The 20,524-nt window shown below is 42.0% G+C and carries 20 protein-coding genes; 11 read left to right on the top strand and 9 right to left on the bottom strand.

Features of this window, described 5'->3' with window-relative positions; translation table 11 throughout:
- Positions 1-38: 38 nt before the first annotated feature.
- A complete protein-coding gene (locus WKF69_RS00190; RefSeq protein ID WP_340378505.1) occupies positions 39-1,754 on the bottom strand; it encodes a glycoside hydrolase family 3 N-terminal domain-containing protein in 1,716 nt (571 codons plus the stop codon).
- A 448-nt stretch (positions 1,755-2,202) separates the two neighbouring features.
- Here WKF69_RS00190 and WKF69_RS00195 point away from each other — a divergent pair, with 448 nt between their 5' ends.
- Entirely contained in the window at positions 2,203-2,814 is a 612-nt protein-coding gene (locus WKF69_RS00195; protein WP_340378506.1) for a porin family protein, read from the top strand.
- Between the two features lie 68 nt (positions 2,815-2,882).
- Here the strand turns inward: WKF69_RS00195 and WKF69_RS00200 are convergent, their stop codons facing one another.
- Positions 2,883-3,011, bottom strand: a complete 129-nt coding sequence (locus tag WKF69_RS00200; protein ID WP_340378507.1) for a hypothetical protein — start codon at positions 3,009-3,011, stop codon at positions 2,883-2,885.
- Between the two features lie 322 nt (positions 3,012-3,333).
- Between WKF69_RS00200 and WKF69_RS00205 the strand changes: the two genes are divergently transcribed.
- A complete protein-coding gene (locus WKF69_RS00205) occupies positions 3,334-3,924 on the top strand; it encodes a porin family protein (protein ID WP_340378508.1) in 591 nt (196 codons plus the stop codon).
- A gap of 65 nt (positions 3,925-3,989) precedes the next feature.
- Here WKF69_RS00205 and WKF69_RS00210 read toward each other — a convergent pair whose 3' ends face one another.
- The 5 genes from WKF69_RS00210 to WKF69_RS00230 form a co-directional block, all read right to left on the bottom strand.
- Positions 3,990-4,436, bottom strand: a complete 447-nt coding sequence (locus tag WKF69_RS00210; protein WP_340378509.1) for a nuclear transport factor 2 family protein — start codon at positions 4,434-4,436, stop codon at positions 3,990-3,992.
- Positions 4,436-4,948, bottom strand: coding sequence for a glutathione peroxidase (locus WKF69_RS00215; RefSeq protein ID WP_340378510.1), 513 nt, complete (start codon positions 4,946-4,948; stop codon positions 4,436-4,438). The genes WKF69_RS00210 and WKF69_RS00215 overlap by 1 nt, the downstream gene beginning before the upstream one ends.
- A gap of 323 nt (positions 4,949-5,271) precedes the next feature.
- Positions 5,272-8,589 carry a vitamin B12-dependent ribonucleotide reductase gene (locus tag WKF69_RS00220; RefSeq protein WP_340378511.1) on the bottom strand — a complete coding sequence of 1,106 codons (3,318 nt, stop codon included), beginning with the start codon at positions 8,587-8,589 and terminating at the stop codon, positions 5,272-5,274.
- An 802-nt stretch (positions 8,590-9,391) separates the two neighbouring features.
- The gene (pyk, locus tag WKF69_RS00225; protein ID WP_340378512.1) at positions 9,392-10,822 is read right to left on the bottom strand and encodes a pyruvate kinase; all 1,431 of its coding nucleotides are present in this window, start codon (positions 10,820-10,822) and stop codon (positions 9,392-9,394) included.
- Positions 10,823-10,880: 58 nt separating this feature from the next.
- Positions 10,881-11,300, bottom strand: a complete 420-nt coding sequence (locus WKF69_RS00230) for an IPExxxVDY family protein (protein ID WP_340378513.1) — start codon at positions 11,298-11,300, stop codon at positions 10,881-10,883.
- Positions 11,301-11,446: 146 nt separating this feature from the next.
- Here WKF69_RS00230 and WKF69_RS00235 point away from each other — a divergent pair, with 146 nt between their 5' ends.
- From WKF69_RS00235 to WKF69_RS00250, 4 genes are all read left to right on the top strand, one after another.
- On the top strand, positions 11,447-11,683 hold the full coding sequence (locus WKF69_RS00235) for an acyl carrier protein (protein WP_008508386.1): 237 nt from the start codon (positions 11,447-11,449) through the stop codon (positions 11,681-11,683).
- Between the two features lie 21 nt (positions 11,684-11,704).
- Positions 11,705-12,958: a beta-ketoacyl-ACP synthase II gene (fabF, locus tag WKF69_RS00240; protein ID WP_340378514.1), complete on the top strand. Its 1,254-nt coding sequence runs from the start codon at positions 11,705-11,707 to the stop codon at positions 12,956-12,958.
- A gap of 74 nt (positions 12,959-13,032) precedes the next feature.
- Positions 13,033-13,761 carry a ribonuclease III gene (gene rnc / locus WKF69_RS00245; RefSeq protein WP_340378515.1) on the top strand — a complete coding sequence of 243 codons (729 nt, stop codon included), beginning with the start codon at positions 13,033-13,035 and terminating at the stop codon, positions 13,759-13,761.
- Positions 13,762-13,796: 35 nt separating this feature from the next.
- The gene (locus WKF69_RS00250) at positions 13,797-14,543 is read left to right on the top strand and encodes a lysophospholipid acyltransferase family protein (RefSeq protein ID WP_340378516.1); all 747 of its coding nucleotides are present in this window, start codon (positions 13,797-13,799) and stop codon (positions 14,541-14,543) included.
- Here WKF69_RS00250 and WKF69_RS00255 read toward each other — a convergent pair.
- Positions 14,540-15,307, bottom strand: coding sequence for a hypothetical protein (locus WKF69_RS00255; protein WP_340378517.1), 768 nt, complete (start codon positions 15,305-15,307; stop codon positions 14,540-14,542). The two genes, WKF69_RS00250 and WKF69_RS00255, sit on opposite strands and share 4 nt — an antisense overlap.
- Before the next feature lie 107 nt (positions 15,308-15,414).
- On the opposite strand from WKF69_RS00255, the gene WKF69_RS00260 reads away from it, so the two are divergent.
- The 4 genes from WKF69_RS00260 to WKF69_RS00275 all read left to right on the top strand — a co-directional run bounded on the left by WKF69_RS00260 (position 15,415) and on the right by WKF69_RS00275 (position 18,235).
- The gene (locus WKF69_RS00260; RefSeq protein ID WP_340378518.1) at positions 15,415-16,290 is read left to right on the top strand and encodes a YicC/YloC family endoribonuclease; all 876 of its coding nucleotides are present in this window, start codon (positions 15,415-15,417) and stop codon (positions 16,288-16,290) included.
- 83 nt (positions 16,291-16,373) lie between these two features.
- Positions 16,374-16,940: a guanylate kinase gene (gene gmk, locus WKF69_RS00265; RefSeq protein WP_340378519.1), complete on the top strand. Its 567-nt coding sequence runs from the start codon at positions 16,374-16,376 to the stop codon at positions 16,938-16,940.
- 16 nt (positions 16,941-16,956) lie between these two features.
- Entirely contained in the window at positions 16,957-17,529 is a 573-nt protein-coding gene (gene nadD, locus WKF69_RS00270) for a nicotinate (nicotinamide) nucleotide adenylyltransferase (protein ID WP_340378520.1), read from the top strand.
- Between the two features lie 103 nt (positions 17,530-17,632).
- Positions 17,633-18,235 carry a tRNA-(ms[2]io[6]A)-hydroxylase gene (locus WKF69_RS00275; RefSeq protein WP_340378521.1) on the top strand — a complete coding sequence of 201 codons (603 nt, stop codon included), beginning with the start codon at positions 17,633-17,635 and terminating at the stop codon, positions 18,233-18,235.
- 45 nt (positions 18,236-18,280) lie between these two features.
- Here the strand turns inward: WKF69_RS00275 and WKF69_RS00280 are convergent, their stop codons facing one another.
- Complete coding sequence (locus WKF69_RS00280) at positions 18,281-18,991, bottom strand: SAM-dependent methyltransferase (RefSeq protein WP_340378522.1); 711 nt, start codon at positions 18,989-18,991, stop codon at positions 18,281-18,283.
- A 212-nt stretch (positions 18,992-19,203) separates the two neighbouring features.
- Here WKF69_RS00280 and WKF69_RS00285 point away from each other — a divergent pair, with 212 nt between their 5' ends.
- Entirely contained in the window at positions 19,204-20,472 is a 1,269-nt protein-coding gene (locus WKF69_RS00285) for a DUF6600 domain-containing protein (protein ID WP_340378523.1), read from the top strand.
- Positions 20,473-20,524 lie beyond the last annotated feature (52 nt).

Below are 20,524 nucleotides of genomic sequence, written 5' to 3' on the forward strand. Positions count from 1 at the left end.
ATAGCTAAACGATCATACGATATCCCTGGAAAAGACGATTATTGGGTTACTCCATCTCCATTTTTAAACGACGCGCTTATACTTACAGGTAGTTTTCCGCTAGCTTTAAGTTTCCCTGAAAGCACCCGGGCACTTGCTTTTTGTGCTTCCTCTGAGTTTTGATAATTAAGAACTATTGTTTTAGCTGCTTCGATACCAGGAAGACCGGCAATTGTGTACGGATTAGCGAATACCACCATTGTGCTGTTCAATTTAGCAAGATCAGCTATAAAAAGCTTCATATTATTGCTATAGTCTAATACGGCCGGCGGGCGTTTGCGCATATCCTGTATGCCTACTATTATCTGATCATAGTTACTAAGCTCTCTGTTCACATTTGCTATATCAGTCGATGACGCGTTCTTGGCCAGAACAAAGTGAACTGAATTATCAAAATCCATTTTAAGCATATTATGGAAGGTGTTCTCAGCAGTTGTACCCATACTGATAATAGCAGTTTTCTTTGTTCGCTCTAAAGCCTTGATCTGGCTATCGCTTTTTAGAATTGTAACCGCCGCATCTGCGAGGCTTTGATTAAGGGCAATTGCTTCAGGACGGTTTAGCTCAGCTACAACGTTTGTGGTCTTCAACGGGTGTAAGTTATTAAGGCCCACCCAATACTTGGCCACAAGGATCTTTCGTACACTTTCGTTAATACGGTCCCAGCTTAAACGGTTTGTCCTTATAGCTTTCCTCACAAGTTTTACTGCCCTCGCCGAATTTTCAGATAGCTCAATTACATCGTTTCCGGCAATAATTCCCCGTACATCAGCTTCTCCGTTAGGAAAGAATTTCACAACACCCTTCATTCCCATAGCATCAGAAAAAACCAGCCCTTTAAAGCCCATTTCCTCTTTAAGGATAGTGGTAACAATAGGCTGGGATAAAGTAGACGGAAGGTTCTTAGTATTATCCAGGACAGGGATATTCATATGCGCAACCATGACACCAGAAGCACCCTGCTTAATAAGCTCCCTGAAGGGATACATCTCAAGTGAATCCAAACGTGCACGTGAAAACGGCAGCTGAGGAAGGTCATAGTGAGAATCTACATCAGTGTCTCCATGTCCAGGGAAATGTTTCAGGCTTACCATCACGTTATTCTCCTGCAAACCTTTCATATATGCGCCAACTTTTGCAGTAACATTATATTTATTGTCTCCAAACGATCTAAAACCTATTACAGGATTATTAGGATTATTATTAATATCCGCATCAGGCGCGAAATTTACGTGCATGCCCAGACGTTTAAAGTCCAGAGCCACCTGTCTTCCCATTTCATAGATCAGGTTATTATTCTGAATTGCACCCAAGGTCATCTGGTAAGGATAAGAGATCGTGCTGTCCAATCGCATCCCGATGCCCCATTCAGCATCCATCGCTATTAATAAAGGCACTTTGCTTAATGATTGATACTTGTTTGTAAGAATTGCCTGTCTGCCCGGACCACCCTGAAAGAACACAACCCCGCCAATGCGCTCTTTCTTTATCACGCCGGCTATCGAATCTTCGTAGGCTTTCCCTTTGTCGGTATGCGCGCGCACCATGAAAAGCTGTGCAATACGCTCCCGTTTGTTAAGCTTATTAAACGCGGAATCTACCCACGCGTTCGGTGCATTTAAAGATTCAATGAACGGCACCGGTGCCTGAGCCAGGCTAATACCTGGACACATAAATAAAATGGCTAATAGTAGGTTCTTAAACTTCGTATACATAATGGTTCGTCAATAGATGGTTGTTAAAATATCATTAGAGAAAAAACTTAACGCAAGCAATATTAATAAAAAAGTAAGGCTCAAGCTCAAGGAAATACTAAACATCCACACTGAAAGCTCGTCTTTAAGCCGGGGTTTAAGGAATTTATGCAATAAATATATGCCTGCGCAGTTTAAAAGGATATAAATAAAGCACAAAAGAACTAGGTACATCCCGAGAATTATTAGCCAGATAAAAGTATGAAATTATACGTTGGCAAGACAGTTATCAACGTTTAGCTTATGCTCTTTGTTTTTTGGCATAATTTTTTCTTAAGGCTGACAATTAAAAAGATGAACATGAAAACTCCATGAGTTCGCAGCTTATAATACACCATGAAATAGCTCATGCAAGCCCTGCCTACCGGCAGGCAGGTTCAATAACGTTTAAAAATTAAATTATAAACACATGAAAAAAGTATTTATTCTAGTAATAGGAGTGTTGCTCGCAGGAGCGGCGAATGCGCAAACATTTGGGATTAAAGGCGGGGCCAATTTCGCAAATATTATTAAAACAGGAGATGAGGATTTTAACACTGAGCTTAAAACTGGGTTTAATGCAGGGATATTTGTTGAAATTCCGATTGTTTCCAGCTTTAGCATTGCACCCGAGCTTATGTTCTCTCAGAAAGGCTATAAGACTTCAGGAACAAGCTTGCTGTTCGGCGCTAATGAATATTCTGTAACTACTAATTTTATTGAGTTACCTATTCTGGCCAAAATCAATGCGACCAATAAATTCAGCATTGTGCTTGGCCCCCAAGTCTCTTTTTTGACTGCAACGACCGAGAAGTTCACTCAGGGATCTGATAGTTACAAAAATACGATCAGAGAGGAGAATGATAATTTAAAGAAAAGCCTTTTCGGAGGAGTGGGAGGGATCAACATCGGATTATCTGAAAGCTTAAGCCTCCACGGACGTTATGCTATTGATTTCCAAAAGAACAATGAGAATGGTACCTCAGCAACACCGATTTACAAAAACCAGGTATTTCAAGCCGGTCTCGCGATAAAGCTGTAATTGATTTATTTGAACACAAAAAAGTTCCGTACTTAACAGTGTGGGACTTTTTTTTGCCAATTGTGCCATTACATACTATCCTTGGTGACTGTATCCGTCACTACTCTCAGGGTTGTATCAGTCATCATAGTATCTACAGCCATGCTGTCAACACTCATAGAATCGGCATACTGCTCCCTTCCTGGGTGGCACTGCATGACGATAATGCTGTTAAAACAGATCCAGCAATCAGCATTGGAATTAATAACTTCTTCATTTTGTGTTTTTCAGGTTTAGTCAGAATAAGTCTATTTCATCCGAGTTTGCAAGAATTTACATAAAGTCTTTCTTGATTCCTGAACAGTTTCTTACCTTGATTTTCGAAAACGCATATGATGCATAGACCCATAAAAATATTAGTTAATTCGTTGTAAATCAACTTCTAATATCTGTGAGAATGTAGTAATTCTGTAACAATGGCGTTCTTGGCATGATTGTTTCATAATGACCTGCGATTAATTAAATCAAGAATTAAATATTATGAAAAAGATACTTATTTTAAGTGCGTGCCTGTTATGTGCAGGTTTTGCACAAGCACAGAGTACAAAATTCGGTATTAAAGCTGGAGTAAACATCGCAAAATTTGCGGGTGATCCTGATCCAAACAGTGAATTTAATACTGGTTTGGCTGCGGGTGTTTTTGCTAATGTCCCTCTTTCCTCCGGATTTTCATTTGAACCGTCACTGGAGTATTCTCAAAAAGGGGCTGAATTTACGACTTCCGCTAACAGTGAAGCTAAATCTAAAATTACTTATTTAGATCTTCCGTTAATGGGAAAGTATAATTTCACTCCCGCGTTCGGGCTATTTGCAGGTCCGCAGGTTTCCTTTTTCCTGAGTCAGGAAACTAAATTGGTTACTGGAAACTCCTCAACCACTTTCGAGGGCAATAACGACTCTTACAGAAAATCACTGGCAGGGGGTAAAGTAGGTTTTAGCTATAACTTTGGTTCGGTAATGATGAACGCAAGTTATGCTACCGATTTCCAAAACCTATACACTGATGCTTCGGGCAACAGGGATCTGAAAAACCAGGTGATTAACGTTGGATTGGCTTTTGGATTTAAATAAGAGAATTCTCCATAAAAAAAGCCCTCCGTTCTCGGTGGGCTTTTTTTATGGGGCTATTTTTTGGTCTATTGCCCATTTATAAGGATTTCGGAAACCTTCCATCCTGTCTCAGTCTTTTTGAATTTAAGCGATAGTTTATAGGTGCCGGAAATGTCGTTACCAGACATGCTTCCTTCCACGGTATAATCAGCAGAGCCACCTGCTTCTTTATCTGCAACCATAAATGATTTGTTGCTGGCAGATGATTTCGTGATATCATATACCCCGCCTGAAAAAGCGTGAATTGTAGCTTTCTTATTCAACTGTTCTCCAGAAGGGGCGTAGGTAACACAGTCCTCTGTAAAATTAGCTTCCATCCAGGCTTTGTCTTTTTTCGACATCGCGGTTGCAAAACCATCCGCTATCACAGTCAGGTCTTTCTGGTCGTCAGCAACTGAAAAAGAGAAAGCGCTGGCAACAATAAACAGGCCAAGCAGTGTTGCTCCTAAGGTTTTTCTAAAACTAGTCATCATTACAAATATTTAGTGAGTTCTGGAGACATTGGAGTAACTGCAGAACGGAACCTGTGGATAAGCTCTCCTTTCTCATTGATCAGGAACTTCTCAAAGTTCCATTTGATCTCACCGGTAAAGTCCGGGTTTGACGCTGTAGTCAAATACTTAAATAGCGGATTGATGTCATCTCCCTTAACACTGCTTTTCTCAGCAAGCGGGAATGTAACTCCGAAATTTTTCTTACAGAACTCCTTAATGTTCAGATTCTCGCCGGGCTCTTGTCCGCCGAAATTATTAGCCGGGAATCCAATAACCACCAATTTGCCTTTATAGGCATCAGAAAGTTTTTGAAGATCTGCGTACTGTTTAGTGTAGCCGCACTTTGATGCAGTGTTAACAATAAGGATCTTCTTTCCTTTATATTTTTTTAGATCTAATGTCTTTCCATCAATATTATGAAGCTTGAAGGTATATATTGTGGATGGTGCAGTTGACAAGATCATTGCCAGAATTAATACAAGTGTTTTCATTTGTTTATTTTTGTTTTTAAGGGTAATGAAATCCGCCCGGCCGAGCCTTTCGGACAGGCTTGCCTGAGCTGTAATTCACTTCTTCCCGCCAGCGGTTAGCTCCGGCAGATTTCATATTTATAAAATTACTATATAAGTTTCGGAATATTCATATTAAAGCCTGTAGTTGTATGATTATTACATAGATATGATCTCCTATATCACAACTAGTATCTTCGTCAACCGAAAAAAGCCCCGCTTTCGCGAGGCTTCCTCAATTTAACATACAGTTCAAAACTAAAACCGGAAACTAAAACCCGGGTATCATGAACATTTTTTGCGATTTAGGAGCATCCTCCCTGCGTACCACAGTTCAAACACTTGTAACAAGTACCTGATCTTACCATGATGTGACCGCAGTTTCCGCACGCCGGTGCATCTGATTGACCGCCTCCTGAAATATCAAGAACTGGTTTCAATTTCAGATTTGATGCTGTTGCAGGGTTTGAAACAGTTGCTTCTTCTAACGTATTTGTCGTATCGGTATTTACATCTTCATCAACCATTTGAGGATTTCCCAACACAGCTTTCTGCTCAGTGAGCACATGAACAAGATCGGTACGGCTCAGGTACTCATAACCAAGCATTCTGAAGATATAATCGATGATCGATGTTGAGCTCTTGATGTTATCGTGTCCGCTTACCATGCCTGATGGCTCGAAACGGGTGAATGTAAATTTATCTACAAACTCTTCTAATGGAACTCCATACTGTAATCCCACCGAGACAGCTATTGCAAAACAGTTCATCAGCGAACGGAACGTTGCACCTTCTTTGTGCATATCCACAAAGATCTCCCCTAATGTTCCGTCTTCATACTCTCCCGTACGAACGAATACTGTTTGGCCACCAACTGCAGCTTTCTGAGTGAATCCACCGCGTTTACCGGGCAAGTTCTTACGTTCAACAACAGATGATAACTGACGCTTAAATTTGGTGTCAGTGGAACGCTCAAGGATCGCTCTCGCAGCTTCAAGCACCTGATCAGCAGTAAGATCGCTAAGTTTCACATTGCCAGCTTCTCCAAGTACTTCTTCAACTGTATCCAGTTTATCTTCTTTGCTGTCTGATGATTTGGTAGATAGTGGCTGAGATAATTTACAACCGTCACGATAAAGTGCATTAGCTTTCAGAGCCAGTTTCCATGATAGTTCGTAGCAGTCTTTGATTTCTTCAACTGTTGCTTCGTTTGGAAGGTTAACAGTTTTAGAGATCGCCCCTGACAGGAACGGCTGGGCAGCAGCCATCATTTTGATGTGTCCGTGAGCGTGAATATAGCGCTCGCCCTTCTGGCCGCACTTGTTAGCACAATCGAATATTGGATAGTGCTCCTGCTTTAAGTAAGGTGCACCTTCAACGGTCATAGTACCGCAAATAAATTCATTTGCTTCCGCAATCTGCTGGCGGTTAAAGCCGATGGCACGTAACAGATTGAAATCAGGGGATGAGTATTGTTCAGATTTAAATCCTAAACGTTTCAGGCAGTCTTCGCCAAGGCTCCACTGATTGAATACGAATCCGATCTCGAAAGCAGCAAGTAAAGATTTGTCAATTTTCTCAAGCTCATCCTGAGTAAATCCTTTAGCTGCAAGGCTATCGAAATTGATATGCGGAGCTCCTGCAAGAGTTGCGGCGCCTTTAGCATAATTTACGATCGCCTGGATCTCGTGCTCTTTGTAACCCTGGTTACGTAAAGCAGCCGGAACTCCCTGGTTGATGATCTTGAAATAACCACCACCTGACAACTTCTTGAATTTAACCAATGCAAAATCAGGCTCAATACCTGTTGTATCACAGTCCATCACAAGTCCGATTGTTCCGGTTGGTGCGATTACAGTGGTTTGGGCATTACGGTAGCCGTATTTTTCTCCCAGTTCAACCGCTTTATCCCATGAGTTACATGCAGCAGAAAGCAAGTAATCAGGACAGAATTTAGGATCGATTCCCGGAGGCGCAATTTCAAGGCCTTCGTAAGCATCGTTATTGTAGGCAGCATAACGGTGATTACGCATCACACGAAGCATATGTTTTTTATTCTCGTCGTATTTCTTGAATGTACCAAGCTCTTTAGCCATTTCAGCTGAAGTAGCATAAGCAGTACCAGTCATCACAGCAGTGATTGCTCCGCCAATTGCCCGGGCCTTGTCACTGTCGTAAGGTATACCGGCAACCATAAGCATAGAACCAAGGTTAGCATAACCTAAACCTAGAGTACGGTAATCGTAAGATAATTGCGCAACTTCTTTAGACGGGAACTGAGCCATTAAAACGGAGATCTCAAGAACTACAGTCCACACGCGGCAAGCATGTTCGAAACCCTTTACGTCAAAAATTAGGGTTTGGGGATCGAAGAAATGCGCCAGGTTTATAGATGCCAGATTACAAGCAGTATTATCCAGGAACATGTACTCAGAGCATGGATTAGATGCATTGATACGTCCTCCTTCAGGACAAGTATGCCATTCGTTTATTGTGGTATCGTATTGAATACCAGGGTCCGCGCATGCCCAGGCAGCAAAGGAAATATCGTTCCAAAGTTTTTCTGCGGAAATGGATTTAACTGGATTTCCGGTGATACGGCCAATTAAATCCCAGTTTCCGCCATCATTCAGTGCTTTAAAGAATGTGTTAGGTACCCGAACAGAGTTGTTTGAATTTTGGCCTGAAACCGTGCGGTAAGCTTCGCCTTCATAATCTGAAGAATAACCCGCGGCGATTAACGCTGCCACTTTCTTTTCTTCTTCAACTTTCCAGTTAACAAAACCTTCAATTTCCGGATGATCAAGGTCAAGACAAACCATCTTTGCAGCACGGCGGGTTGTACCACCTGATTTGATCGCTCCGGCAGCGCGGTCGCCGATCTTAAGGAATGACATCAAACCAGAAGAGTAACCACCACCTGAAAGTTTTTCGCTTTCACCACGGATAGCAGAGAAGTTAGTGCCTACACCAGATCCATATTTGAAAATCCGTGCTTCACGAACCCAAAGATCCATGATACCACCATCGTTTACCAGGTCGTCACTTACTGACAGGATGAAACATGCATGTGGCTGCGGACGCTCGTAGGCAGACGTTGATTTCTCCAGTGAGTCTGTTTCAGGATTCACAAAATAATGTCCCTGCGGTTTGCCTGTGATACCATACGAACTGTGAAGCCCGGTGTTAAACCACTGAGGTGAATTTGGTGCGGCAAGCTGACCAACTATTGTATAAACAAGCTCATCGTAAAATACATTAGCATCTTCTTTACTCGCAAAATAATTGTAGCGCTCACCCCAGGTTTTCCAGCAGTTAGCCATGCGATGTGCTACCTGTTTGATGCTGGTTTCAGATGATGTTGATCCATCTGGTTGCGGAACTCCTGCTTTACGGAAATATTTTTGTGCAAGAATGTCTGTAGCCACCTGGCTCCAGCTTGCGGGCACTTCAACATTCTTCATTTCAAACACAGCATCGCCCGCCGGGTTGCGGATCACTGAGGTTCGTTTTTCGTAATTGAATAGATCGTATACGTCTACGCCTGCTTTTGTGAAATAGCGTTGGAAACCTAGACCCTTTCCGGTTCCTTTTGCCGCTGTGTTTGAAGATGCTTTACCCATAATATTATAATTGATTTCGTTAGTGAGCTCGTTAGTGTTGTTATTGAGTGACTTACCTCTTTAAAAAAAGTTTAGAGGTTTTTAATCAAATCTATCAGTTGAAGGCATTTTTATCGAACGAGAGTTTTCCACAGCTTGTTAGTGTATCGACACCTCAACACTTAATCAATAAGTAACGGTATGGTTTAAAGATCGTTAGGTGTGTGGAAAACTCAAAAAAACGGCGGTTGTTGACGATTTTTCTTACACGGAATCACACTCGCGAAAAATCCCATAACAAGTTGGGAAGAGGGAATATCCAAACTCCGCGACTAGTCACAATTTTGACAAAGAGTCAATAGGTTTATTAACACTTTTAGCTCAATTGTTTAAAACTAGAACGACTAGGATTGCTCAAGTTTCAATTATCTTTGGGTATACAAAATGAGGAAGAACAGCTGTCACTGTCTTCCTCAATACATCCATACAAAAGGACGTTGATTTGTAAAAAATGTTCCAAGATCAGGCACTCATACAAGGAGTGTTTTCTGTTAGGCACCGAGAAATTCTCGGTGCTTATCTCATTTGTAAAATTACCCCGCACGAAAGGAGTTGTCGAACGAGAGTTTTCCACAGCTTGTTAGTGTATCGACACCTCAACACTTAATCAATAAGTAATGGTATGGTTTAAAGAACGTTAGGTGTGTGGAAAACTCAAAAAAAGCGCCAAATTTCTGGCTTTTAGTAACACACAGATGGGAACGAAAAAAGCCGGCGAAAGCCAGCTTTTTAACTAATTTATTAATGTTATTTAAGGGCTGACCTAGTCGATCACGGTAACTTTGATCATGTTTGTTTTGCCCTTTTTCTCAATAGGAATTGCCGCAGTATTGATAACCACGCTGCCAGATTCAACCAGTTTCTCCAGCTTAAGAATTTGATTTACTTCCCGGATGGTTTTATCAGTGCTCTCAAACTTGTCATAATAAAAGCCCCTAACTCCCCACAGTAAACTAAGAGTATTTAAGAGCTTGATGTTACTTGTGAAAATGAAAGTTGCTGCCTTAGGGCGATAGCTTGAAATCTCGAATGCGGTATAACCCGAAGATGTCATAGAAATGATCCCCACTGCGTTGGTCTTCTCCGCAAGGAAAACAGCCGATCCGCAAACCGCATCACCCATGTATGTCGATAATTCCTTATTCAAAACCTTAGGATTGTTAAACGGATAATCCGTTTCCTCAACATTCCGCACAATTTTCTGCATAGTTTCGATAACGATAAGCGGATAGTCTCCTACAGAGGTTTCACCGCTAAGCATTACCGCATCAGCACCGTCAAGAACTGAATTGGCAACGTCATTAACTTCAGCACGTGTTGGACGAGGCGAAGTGATCATACTCTCCAGCATTTGTGTTGCTACGATAACCGGTTTTGAAGCAGCACGGCACTTTTTAGCAATCATCTTTTGGAGCATCGGAACCTGTTCCATTGGCATCTCAACACCAAGATCACCGCGGGCAACCATAACTCCATCAGTTGCTTCTATGATCTCATCGATATTATCGATGGCTTCAGGCTTTTCAATTTTAGCAATCACCCGGGCAGCGTTGCCACTTCTCGCGATAATGCGTTTTAATTCAATAATATCATCAACGGAACGAACAAAAGATAAACCAATCCACTCTACATCATTTTTCAACGCGAACTCTAGGTTATTTAGATCCTCCTCCGTTAAACTAGGTATAGATACCTTAGTATTTGGAAGGTTAACGCCCTTCCGGGAAGTCAAATTACCGCCATACACAACTTCACACAATACAGAATCCTTGTTATTTGTCGAAATGACTCTCATCTGGATCTTTCCGTCATCAAGCAAGATAATCTCACCCGCCCTGACATCACTTGGAAAGCTCTGATAAGTAATATAGATCTGCTTATCGTCGCCGATGAGCTCTTTAGTGGTAATTTCTATTTTCTGGCCGCCCACCAGGTTAATACCGCCATCTTTTACAAGCCCGATACGGATTTTCGGGCCCTGAAGATCGGCCAGGATCCCTACGTTAGTCTTGTACTTTTTATTTATATCGCGAATAATATCAATAACCTTTTGATGGTCTTCCTGACCGCCATGCGAAAAATTCAACCGGCAAACATCTACTCCCGCCTTTATCATGCTCAACAAAACCTCTTTCTTAGAAGAGGCCGGGCCGAGTGTGGCCACTATTTTAGTTCTGTTATGAACCGCTTTCATCTTTATTTCTTTTATTTAGATAATATCATACTAGTGTACAGAGTACACCATCCATCGGCTAAAATATGAGATTTTCTTTGGATTTCAATTTTTTAGGGTCAACTTCCGCTGCCACCAACACCTCTGGAATCTTATTTAATCCGCTTATAACACGCCTCAGATCCTCTTTATCAATGTAATTGCGTATGAGTAAAAAGAAATCCACTTTACGCATTTCGGGTACTAAAAATCCTTCTGTACCCTTGTTTGCAATAATGTAATATTCCGTCTCAGATTCGGGGGTCAAATAGAAATACCTGCTGAAATAAAATAATTCTTCATCATTACTAAATAACATCTCTAAATCAGTAATTTTAGAAAAATCAGTACCAAGTTGTTTGTTGATTTTGAAACAAAACACATAATCCTTTAGTTGTGCCGTGATTGCCACCAACACAAAATCGAGATCTAATTCGAATTTTAACGTAGTTTTATTCAATACTATAAGAAAAGTTAAATTTACAAAAGTAAAACGCTTTAGGCTCTTAATTGTATGATATATGTCACCCAAAACAAAAAGGTTTGAAAATTGACAGAATTTATTTTTCTTTGCACAGAATTATTTAACAATTAAACTAAAAAACCATGTCTGATATCGCTTCAAGAGTTAAAGCAATTATCGTTGAAAAATTAGGTGTTGACGAAAGTGAAGTTACACCAGAGGCATCTTTCACCAATGATCTTGGTGCTGATTCATTAGACACCGTGGAGTTAATCATGGAGTTTGAGAAAGAATTCAACGTAGCTATCCCTGATGACCAGGCTGAAACAATCGGCACCGTTGGTCAAGCTATCGCTTATTTAGAAAAGAACGTGAAGTAATTTTACGACACCCTCATATAAATGGAGCTTAAAAGAGTTGTTGTTACTGGACTAGGTGCGCTTACTCCGATTGGAAATACTATACCCGAGTTTTGGGATAGTTTACTCAATGGGGTAAGCGGCGCCGGTCCTATAACTCATTACGACCCTGAAAAATTCAGAACAAAGTTTGCTTGTGAAGTTAAAAACTTCAATCCTGAGGACTTTTTGGATAAAAAAGAAGCGCGTAAGCTCGATCCATTTGTACACTATGCAATTGCTGCTTCAGATGAAGCTATTAAAGATGCAGGACTGGATTTCCCTTCCCTTGATACTAACCGTATCGGTGTAATCTGGGGTTCAGGAATAGGCGGTTTAAAAACCTTTACTGATGAGGTAGTGAACTTTGCCAATGGCGACGGTTCACCGCGATTTAATCCATTCTTCATTCCCAAAATGATACTGGATATAGCACCAGGCCATATATCAATACGTCACGGCTTACGTGGCCCGAATTTTTCGACTGTTTCAGCCTGTGCTTCCTCAACAAATGCCCTGATCGACTCCTTTAACTATATCCGCTTGAATATGGCTGATATAATTGTATCCGGAGGCTCAGAAGCTATTATTTATGAAGCCGGCCTTGGTGGTTTTAATGCCATGCACGCCCTTTCGACACGAAACGACGACCCCAAAACAGCCTCAAGGCCGTTTGATAAAGATCGCGATGGTTTTGTAGCCGGAGAAGGCGCGGGAAGTCTTATCCTCGAAGAACTCGAACACGCAAAAGCACGCGGAGCAAAAATTTATGCGGAATTAGTGGGCGGCGGAATGAGTGCCGATGCTAATCACATTACAGCGCCGCATCCTGAGGGACTTGGAGCAAGGCTGGTAATGACCAACGCTTTACGCGATGCCGGACTTGATCCTTCTGATATTGATTACATCAATGTTCATGGAACTTCCACGCCCCTTGGAGATATAAGTGAGGTCAGAGCAATTGTTGATCTCTTTAAGGAGCATGCGTTTAAACTTAATATCAGTTCTACAAAATCCATGACAGGCCATTTACTGGGTGCTGCCGGTGCTGTAGAAGCTATTGCAGCTGTCCTCGCTGTTAAAAACGATATTGTACCTCCTACAATCAATCACTTTACTGATGATCCTGGCTTCGACCCGAAATTGAACTTTACATTTAATAAAGCTCAAAAGCGGACAGTAAACGCTGCGTTATCCAATACCTTTGGTTTTGGTGGTCATAATGCTTCGGTTATTTTCAAAAAATATCAAGCATAAAATTCTTTTTCCTGCAATCATTCCGGATCATAAAACTGTATATTAGTTAGTCTTTATCCGATTTATATTCATTGATGCCCGTTTCCAGAATCTACAAACTTTATTTATCTCCGGATCGAAAGTATATCAGGTCTTTAAAGAATCTTTTAGGGTTTGTACCGGGAAATCTAAGGCTCTACCGGATGGCATTCAGGCATCGCTCTGTAGCGGTAGAATTAAAGAACGGTACGAAAAATAGCAATGAAAGGCTGGAATTTTTAGGCGACGCCATTCTCGGAGCTGTTATTGCCGAGCTGCTGTTTAAAATGTATCCTTACAAAGACGAGGGCTTCCTGACAGAAATGCGGTCTAAGATCGTTAGCCGCTCAAATCTTAACCAGCTGGCTAAACGTCTGGGCCTCGATGAACTCATAGAATTTGACACCAGAATCCTTTCATACTCTAACAAACAAGGATCTCTACTTGGCGATACTTTTGAGGCGATGATCGGAGCTATTTACCTGGACAAGGATTATAATTTTACCCGCGACTTCCTGATTACCCGCATAATAAAACCTCATATCGATATTCACACACTTGAGCTTACTGAAACTAATTTCAAAAGCAAGCTTATTGAGTGGTGTCAGCGGCATGGAAAAGATATCTCTTTCGAGGTCGTTCCCAATGCAGAAGGTGAGAATGTGAAGTTGTTCACCGTTCAGATAACTGTAGACGGAGAAAATAGTGGCATTGGCCGTGATTACAACAAAAAGAACGCCGAAAAACTGGCTGCTGAAAAATCCTGTGAGCTTCTAAGTATTTAAATCCTACGTCATTTTTGCAGTAAGAACAGAGTTTGATGAACGGAATAAAACGAATATTCTCTCTTTTATTCATGATATGGGGCTTTGTGACCTTCATTGCAGCGATGCTCCTCGTCTTACCCTTTATATTTATAATTTCTGCACTCTTTAAAGGCAAAAGAGGTTCAGACATCATTTTCGTTTTTTTGAATATCTGGGGATGGATTTTTTGTACTCTTTGCTTTTACCGGATCAGAACGCAGAACAGATTGGTCATCGATCCTCAAAAAGCTTACATCTACGTTTCCAACCATAATTCCTACCTCGATGCGGTCGCTATTGTTCTCGCGATACCGAGCTCTTTTAAGCCACTGGGAAAGATAGAAATGGTTAAGATTCCTGTTTTCGGCTTAATTTACCGCAGGGTCGTGGTCATGATAGACCGGGCCAGCAAGGAAAGTCGCTTACAAAGCGTCGAGGAATTAAAGCAGGATCTTGCAAAAGGACAATCCATCCTGATCTTCCCGGAAGGAACAATGAACCGCAGTGATAAACCGCTGACCGATTTTTATGACGGTGCATTTCGATTGGCCATTGAAACCCAAACGCCAATTGCACCTATGGTCATCATCAATGCGAGAAATTTATTCCCCAGAGCGGATCCGCTAGCTGCCCGCCCAGGTGTGATAACCTGCATCTATGACGAACCAGTTGAAGTTAGTGGCTTAGTTACTGAGGATCTTGAAACTTTAAAAGCAAAGGTCTTTAGTAAGATGGAAGCCCTGATCAGGATGTCTCCTTAATATTTCAGATTTTTTTCAGTGAGATCGGGTGCCTTGGGTAATGGCGGCAAGCTAAGTAATCCTTTGGGCCGGCCTGATTTATTGAATGTTTCAAGTGACCTTTTCACATAATTAATGAAAGCATATTCGTCCATTCGCGATAAGCTTTCGTAATCCGGCCGATAGGACGCCATGAAATTTTTAAGATCTGTATCTGTCAACTCCGTTATCTTGCTCACAGCGAAAGAATTAAACCGCCGGTCAATCTCCGTCTGCTCCAGTTCTTTGAGATAGAACAAATTAAAACGTCGTGCCTGATTAGGAGTTTTGCCAAGCAGTTCATATAACGCAGTAACAGGCTGGAAAACGTAGGCTAACAAAGGAGGTTTACCACCATAGAAAGATCCTTTTTTTCTAAACTGATCCCTATACTCATCGAGTTCTTCCTTTTTGCTTTGGCCTGTAACTCTCACTTCATCCAGCTCGATGACCCGCTGCATTTGAAGAATGAGATCGGTCATTGATATCAGTGGTTTTACGATATCGGAATAACCATATTTGGAAAGTATGAGCGTGTCGCCCACAGAAGCAGCGATTTTAAACATGCCCAGCTCATTGCTTAAAACTCGTGCACCGTTTTTCTTGTTTATAACTGAAACGTTAGCGATCCTTGAAATCCCCGATTTTTCAATCACCAGGCCCTGAACAGTATTCTGCGCGCGAGACGAGACGGCGCACAAAAGAATCGTCGTGATGAAATATATTCTGAACAGGATCTGCTTCATTAGAATAATCAAAATTAAGAATTAGAGAGCCGTAAATTCCTTAAATAATGTTAAATCTGATTTAATCACCTTCGGTACCTTTAGGTATTAAATCTTATCTTTGCCCGATGATAAAATCCATGACAGGATACGGTTTGGCTACTAAAGATTTTGCAAACGCAAAATACACTGTGGAGATTAAATCATTAAACAGTAAGTTCCTTGAACTCTCTTTAAAGGTCCCAAAAGCTTTTTCAGATAAAGAGTTTGTTTTAAGAAACGACTGCAGCAAACAGATTGAACGCGGTAAAGTTAATATCAGTATCAATGTTGAATATGCAGAAACGACGTTAAAGACCTCCGCCATCAATCAGGCCCTGCTTAGTCATTACTATAATCAGCTTAAAAGCTCTGCCGATGCTCTGGGTGATACGGGCAGTAATCTTTTGCAAATGGCTTTAAACTTTCCGGAAGTAGTGCAATACACTTCGGACGAAGGAACAGAGGATGAATGGAAAACCGTCTACGAAACTTTCGGGGAAGCTTTGATCAATTTTCAGAGCTTTCGGCAGGACGAGGGTAATGTCTTAAAGCAGGACCTGACCTTACGGATCAACAATATTTTGGAAGGCATGAGATTAGTTTCCGACCAGGAGCCTCATCGGATTCCCGCTATACGCGAACGTCTTAATCATTTTCTTGAGGAAGCAGCCGGCAAAGAAAATGTTGACAAGAACCGGTTCGAACAGGAGCTTATCTATTATATCGATAAGCTGGATATCACAGAAGAGAAAATACGCCTTAAAAGCCATCTGGACTACTTTATTGAGGCTCTTAAAGATAAAGATGCAAACGGCAAAAAGTTAGGCTTCATCTCCCAGGAAATTGGCCGTGAGATAAACACAATGGGCTCAAAGGCTAATGATGCAAAGATGCAGCAGATCGTGGTTGGCATGAAGGAAGAGCTGGAGAAGATAAAGGAGCAATTATTAAACGTATTATAAAGTTGTAAGTTATAGGTTATAAGTTTCCACCCTACGAACTGACTTACAACTTATTACTTACAACTTATTACTTACAACTCAAATTGAACGGAAAACTCATCATATTTTCAGCCCCGTCCGGAGCAGGTAAAACTACCATTGTGCACCACTTGTTAAGGAAGGTGCCTTCGCTTTCATTTTCTATTTCTGCTACTACACGTGACAAAAGGGGCGATGAAGTGAATGGTAGTGATTATTATTTCATTTCACAATCAGACTTTTTGCATAAGATCGCCCAAAAAGAGTTTGTAGAATTTGAAGAGGTTTATTCGGGGACATTTTATGGGACTCTGAGGTCAGAAATTGAGCGGATATGGTCTGCCGGTAAACATGTAATATTTGACATTGACGTGGAAGGAGGGCTTCACTTAAAGAAAAAATATGGCGAAAATGCGCTTGCGATCTTTGTTGATCCGCCGTCTCTTGAAGTACTAATAAGCCGCTTAACTGCCCGGGGTACTGACGGACCAGAAAAATTAGCTGAACGCATTAAAAAAGCGGATAAAGAACTTCAATATTCCAGCCGCTTTGATGTTGTTTTGAAGAACCACGACCTGTATACCGCCTGTGCGGAAGCAGAAAAGCTAGTAGCGGAGTTTTTACAGGACTGACCAATCAATTAAAGATATGAAGATCGGCCTATTCTTTGGTTCGTTTAACCCAATTCATATTGGCCATCTCATCATTGCCAACTACATGGCCAACCATTCCGATCTTGATCAGGTCTGGCTCGTAGTATCACCTCACAATCCTTTAAAAGAAAAAGGCGACCTGATCAATATGTACGACAGGCTGGAGATGAGCAAACTCGCCACGGAGGATGCTGATAATATCCGCGTAAGCGATGTTGAGTTAAAACTTCCGCAGCCATCATACACAATTGACACACTTACCCATCTTCATGAGAAATATCCTGAACATCAATTCAGTCTTATCATGGGATCAGATAATCTGGTATCGCTGAAGAAGTGGAAGAACTACGAGCTTATTCTTCGTGATTATCAGATCCATGTATACCCTCGCCCCGGATTCGGAAACGCTGAGCTGCTCAATCATCCATCTGTACATATAACCGCCACTCCTTTAATGGAGCTCTCGGCAACTTTTATCAGAAAGGCAGTTAAGGAAAAGAAGAATGTCCAATACTTTGTCGCCGATAAGGTGTTAAAGTTTATAGAGAGTAAGAATTTATATCGGTAATTAGTTGTTGGTTGTTAGTTATTAGTAATCTCAGTTAATTAGAGAACTCTTCCACACCTTGGTGTATTGCACGCAAAACTTACAACATATAACGTAAAACTTTATGAGTAACGAAAAAACCATCCTCAAGCTTCAGCTTCCCACCGATCCTCAATGGGTGAAAAATGTGGTGGAAAGCAATATCGAAGAGATCCTTACTGATCACGCGTTTTGCGAGCAAAAGGCGGCAAGTAACGCGATAACTCTGATCGTTCAAAATCCAAATCTTTCCGACCTGGTACAGGAGATGGCAATGTTGGTACAGGAGGAAATGGACCATTTCAAACGCGTGCACGGTATTATTATCGCCAGAGGATTTGTCTTAGGGCGGGAAAGGAAAGACAATTATGTGAACGAGCTGATGCAATTTATAATTAAGGGCGGCAGCCGTCAGGACCAACTTATCGATAGGTTATTGTTTTCCGCAATGATAGAAGCAAGAAGCTGCGAGCGTTTCAAAGTTATGTCAGAGCATATTGATGACGACGAGCTTTCTAAATTTTATTATGAATTAATGGTTAGTGAAGCTGGTCATTACACCATGTTCATTGGCCTGGCCCGTAAATATGCCGGCGATATCGATGTAGAAAAACGCTGGAAAGAGTTTTTGGAATACGAGGCGAAAGTGATTCAGAATTACGGGAAATCGGAAAGTATACACGGATAGAAAAAAGTATCAGGTATCGAGTATCAAGATCCCGGCCGAACAGGCTTAGCTCTTAAAAATCAAAAATATCGCGGGCCTCTTATGCAATTCAGGAACTTTTGTTTTCCACTCCTTAATTGATTTGGTCTGAACCAGTTCTTCCTCTGAGGTCAGATCGCAGGCAATACAAAGCCGGGTTTCAGGTTTACAGCTTCTCAAAATCTCCTCAAGCATCGGGTTATTTCTGAACGGGGTCTCGATAAAGATCTGCGTTTGACTATGGCGTTCCGCCTGTGCTTCCAGCTCTTTGATCTTATCAGCCCGCTGAACTTTATCAATTGGCAAATACCCATGAAAGGTGAAACTTTGTCCATTAAAGCCGGATGCCATCAAAGCCAGCAATATCGAGCTCGGCCCTACAAGCGGCACTACTTTAATACCTCGTTTGTGCGCGTAAGCAACTATTTCCGAACCCGGGTCAGCAACTCCAGGACAGCCGGCTTCACTCATTAAGCCCACATCCTTCCCGTCAAGCAAACCGGCAAAGAATTCCTTTATATCACTGTCCCGATTGTGCTTGCCATAATCATGAACGATCAGCTCATTCTGTGGTGTTTTCAAGCCTGCTTCCTTAAGGAATCTACGCGCTGTCTTACTATTCTCAACGATGTACTCATTAATATGATTGATCGTGTCGACTAAATATGGTGTGAAAGATTTTGCTGAAGAATTTTCTGCCAGAGGCACAGGAATTAGAAAGAGGGTACCAGTTGGCATAAGTTAGGTTTTATGTAAAAATAGGCATTTTAAAAGAATAAGGCAGATAATGGATATTATGAGATCGTTCGTCGTACCTCCTCACGATGACGGGGTCTGGGCGGGTATCTGGAGGGAGGAGGGCGAAATAACGTAATTATTTTGATACGATACAACCTATACCTAAACATTCTCCTCTTATACTAAGAATGTTAAAATTAAATTTTAGAGCCATGAAAGCAAAGAATGAGTTAACGGCCAGTATTTTCGGATTATTATTTCTATTGATAACAATGAATGTATCAACTGCAAAAGCGCAGTATGGGGATTATGATGACAACGTATCCCTTGAAACATTTTATGAAGAGCTGTCGCCATACGGAGTGTGGATCAACGATCCTCAGTACGGGCGTGTGTGGCGGCCAGACGTAGACCAGGATGATTTCAGGCCCTATTACAGTCGCGGCCACTGGGAAATGACCAGATATGGAAATACCTGGGTTTCTGACTATGACTGGGGTTGGGCGCCGTTTCACTACGGACGCTGGCATCATCAAAGCCGCAGAGGCTGGGTTTGGATTCCGGGAAGACAATGGGCACCAGCCTGGGTAAGCTGGAGAAGCGGTGGCGGACATTATGGATGGGCTCCACTGGGTCCGGGCATAAACATTAATATGAACATTAGCAGGATACCTGATTTCTGGTGGGTGTTTATTCCGCAGCGTAATATTTATTACAACTCCTACCCGCGCTATGACTGGAGAAGAAACAGCAACATCTATCAAAACACGGTGATCATTAATAATATTTACGTGAATAATAGTAACAGGAATAGATATTACACTGGTCCGCGTGCTGATGAGATCAGGAGAATTACCCGCCAGCCGGTTACTATTCACGATGTCAGAAACCAGCGTTATGCGAATGGCCGGGATAACAGGCCCGAGGTGAACAGGGGCAGTGTTTCAAATCCACGTCCTTCTCGCCCGACGGATGCAGGTAGAGGAGCGGTAAACGGCCGGACAGATAATTCTATTGTTGACAGGGCCGACAATTCAAACAGAGGATCTGTGAATGGAAGTCCTGGAATTCCGGTTACCACAAGGCCGGATAATAAAAACGGCGTGGATAATTCTGTAAATCGGGGCAACGTAAATAACAGGCCGGACAGAGTGACCACAACCAAGCCGACGGAGCAGGTTGCAACCCGTCAGGGTGACCAAAAGCTATCTGGGTCAAGCCAGCGTTCGTCCAGAACTTATGATAACCAGGACAGCCGTAGCAGTCAATCCACGCAGCATGAACGCCAGTCAGTAGTAGCAGACCGTAAGCCGGAGCCAAGCCGTCCTTCCGTTCCTCAAAGGGAAGAGCGGACAGAGCAACGCCCACAGCAGCAAGAACGACCGCAGCAACCGCGTGAAGCAAGCCGCGACAATAGCAGCTCTTCCGAAAGAAGCTCAGAAAGAAGCAGCGGCGGTGGAAGGCCTTCCAGAGGGAATTAACAATTGTTCAATGGACAATTGACAGTAAAATAAAAAACCCGGCCTTATGGTC

The sequence above is a fragment of the Daejeonella sp. genome, from assembly GCF_037719425.1.
Taxonomy (GTDB): Bacteria; Bacteroidota; Bacteroidia; order Sphingobacteriales; family Sphingobacteriaceae; genus Daejeonella.

Excerpts from the sequence above, each read along its gene's own strand:
- WKF69_RS00235 (WP_008508386.1), top strand. The coding sequence starts at position 11,447 with ATGTCTGATATCGCTTCAAGAGTTAAAGCAATTATCGTTGAAAAATTA.
- WKF69_RS00190 (WP_340378505.1), bottom strand. The coding sequence starts at position 1,754 with ATGTATACGAAGTTTAAGAACCTACTATTAGCCATTTTATTTATGTGT.
- WKF69_RS00210 (WP_340378509.1), bottom strand. The coding sequence starts at position 4,436 with ATGATGACTAGTTTTAGAAAAACCTTAGGAGCAACACTGCTTGGCCTG.
- WKF69_RS00195 (WP_340378506.1), top strand. The coding sequence starts at position 2,203 with ATGAAAAAAGTATTTATTCTAGTAATAGGAGTGTTGCTCGCAGGAGCG.
- WKF69_RS00285 (WP_340378523.1), top strand. The coding sequence starts at position 19,204 with ATGAAAGCAAAGAATGAGTTAACGGCCAGTATTTTCGGATTATTATTT.
- WKF69_RS00220 (WP_340378511.1), bottom strand. The coding sequence starts at position 8,589 with ATGGGTAAAGCATCTTCAAACACAGCGGCAAAAGGAACCGGAAAGGGT.
- WKF69_RS00280 (WP_340378522.1), bottom strand. The coding sequence starts at position 18,991 with ATGCCAACTGGTACCCTCTTTCTAATTCCTGTGCCTCTGGCAGAAAAT.
- pyk (WP_340378512.1), bottom strand. The coding sequence starts at position 10,822 with ATGAAAGCGGTTCATAACAGAACTAAAATAGTGGCCACACTCGGCCCG.
- WKF69_RS00215 (WP_340378510.1), bottom strand. The coding sequence starts at position 4,948 with ATGAAAACACTTGTATTAATTCTGGCAATGATCTTGTCAACTGCACCA.
- WKF69_RS00200 (WP_340378507.1), bottom strand. The coding sequence starts at position 3,011 with ATGCAGTGCCACCCAGGAAGGGAGCAGTATGCCGATTCTATGAGTGTT.
- fabF (WP_340378514.1), top strand. The coding sequence starts at position 11,705 with ATGGAGCTTAAAAGAGTTGTTGTTACTGGACTAGGTGCGCTTACTCCG.
- WKF69_RS00205 (WP_340378508.1), top strand. The coding sequence starts at position 3,334 with ATGAAAAAGATACTTATTTTAAGTGCGTGCCTGTTATGTGCAGGTTTT.
- WKF69_RS00255 (WP_340378517.1), bottom strand. The coding sequence starts at position 15,307 with ATGAAGCAGATCCTGTTCAGAATATATTTCATCACGACGATTCTTTTG.
- rnc (WP_340378515.1), top strand. The coding sequence starts at position 13,033 with ATGCCCGTTTCCAGAATCTACAAACTTTATTTATCTCCGGATCGAAAG.
- WKF69_RS00250 (WP_340378516.1), top strand. The coding sequence starts at position 13,797 with ATGAACGGAATAAAACGAATATTCTCTCTTTTATTCATGATATGGGGC.
- nadD (WP_340378520.1), top strand. The coding sequence starts at position 16,957 with ATGAAGATCGGCCTATTCTTTGGTTCGTTTAACCCAATTCATATTGGC.
- WKF69_RS00260 (WP_340378518.1), top strand. The coding sequence starts at position 15,415 with ATGATAAAATCCATGACAGGATACGGTTTGGCTACTAAAGATTTTGCA.
- WKF69_RS00275 (WP_340378521.1), top strand. The coding sequence starts at position 17,633 with ATGAGTAACGAAAAAACCATCCTCAAGCTTCAGCTTCCCACCGATCCT.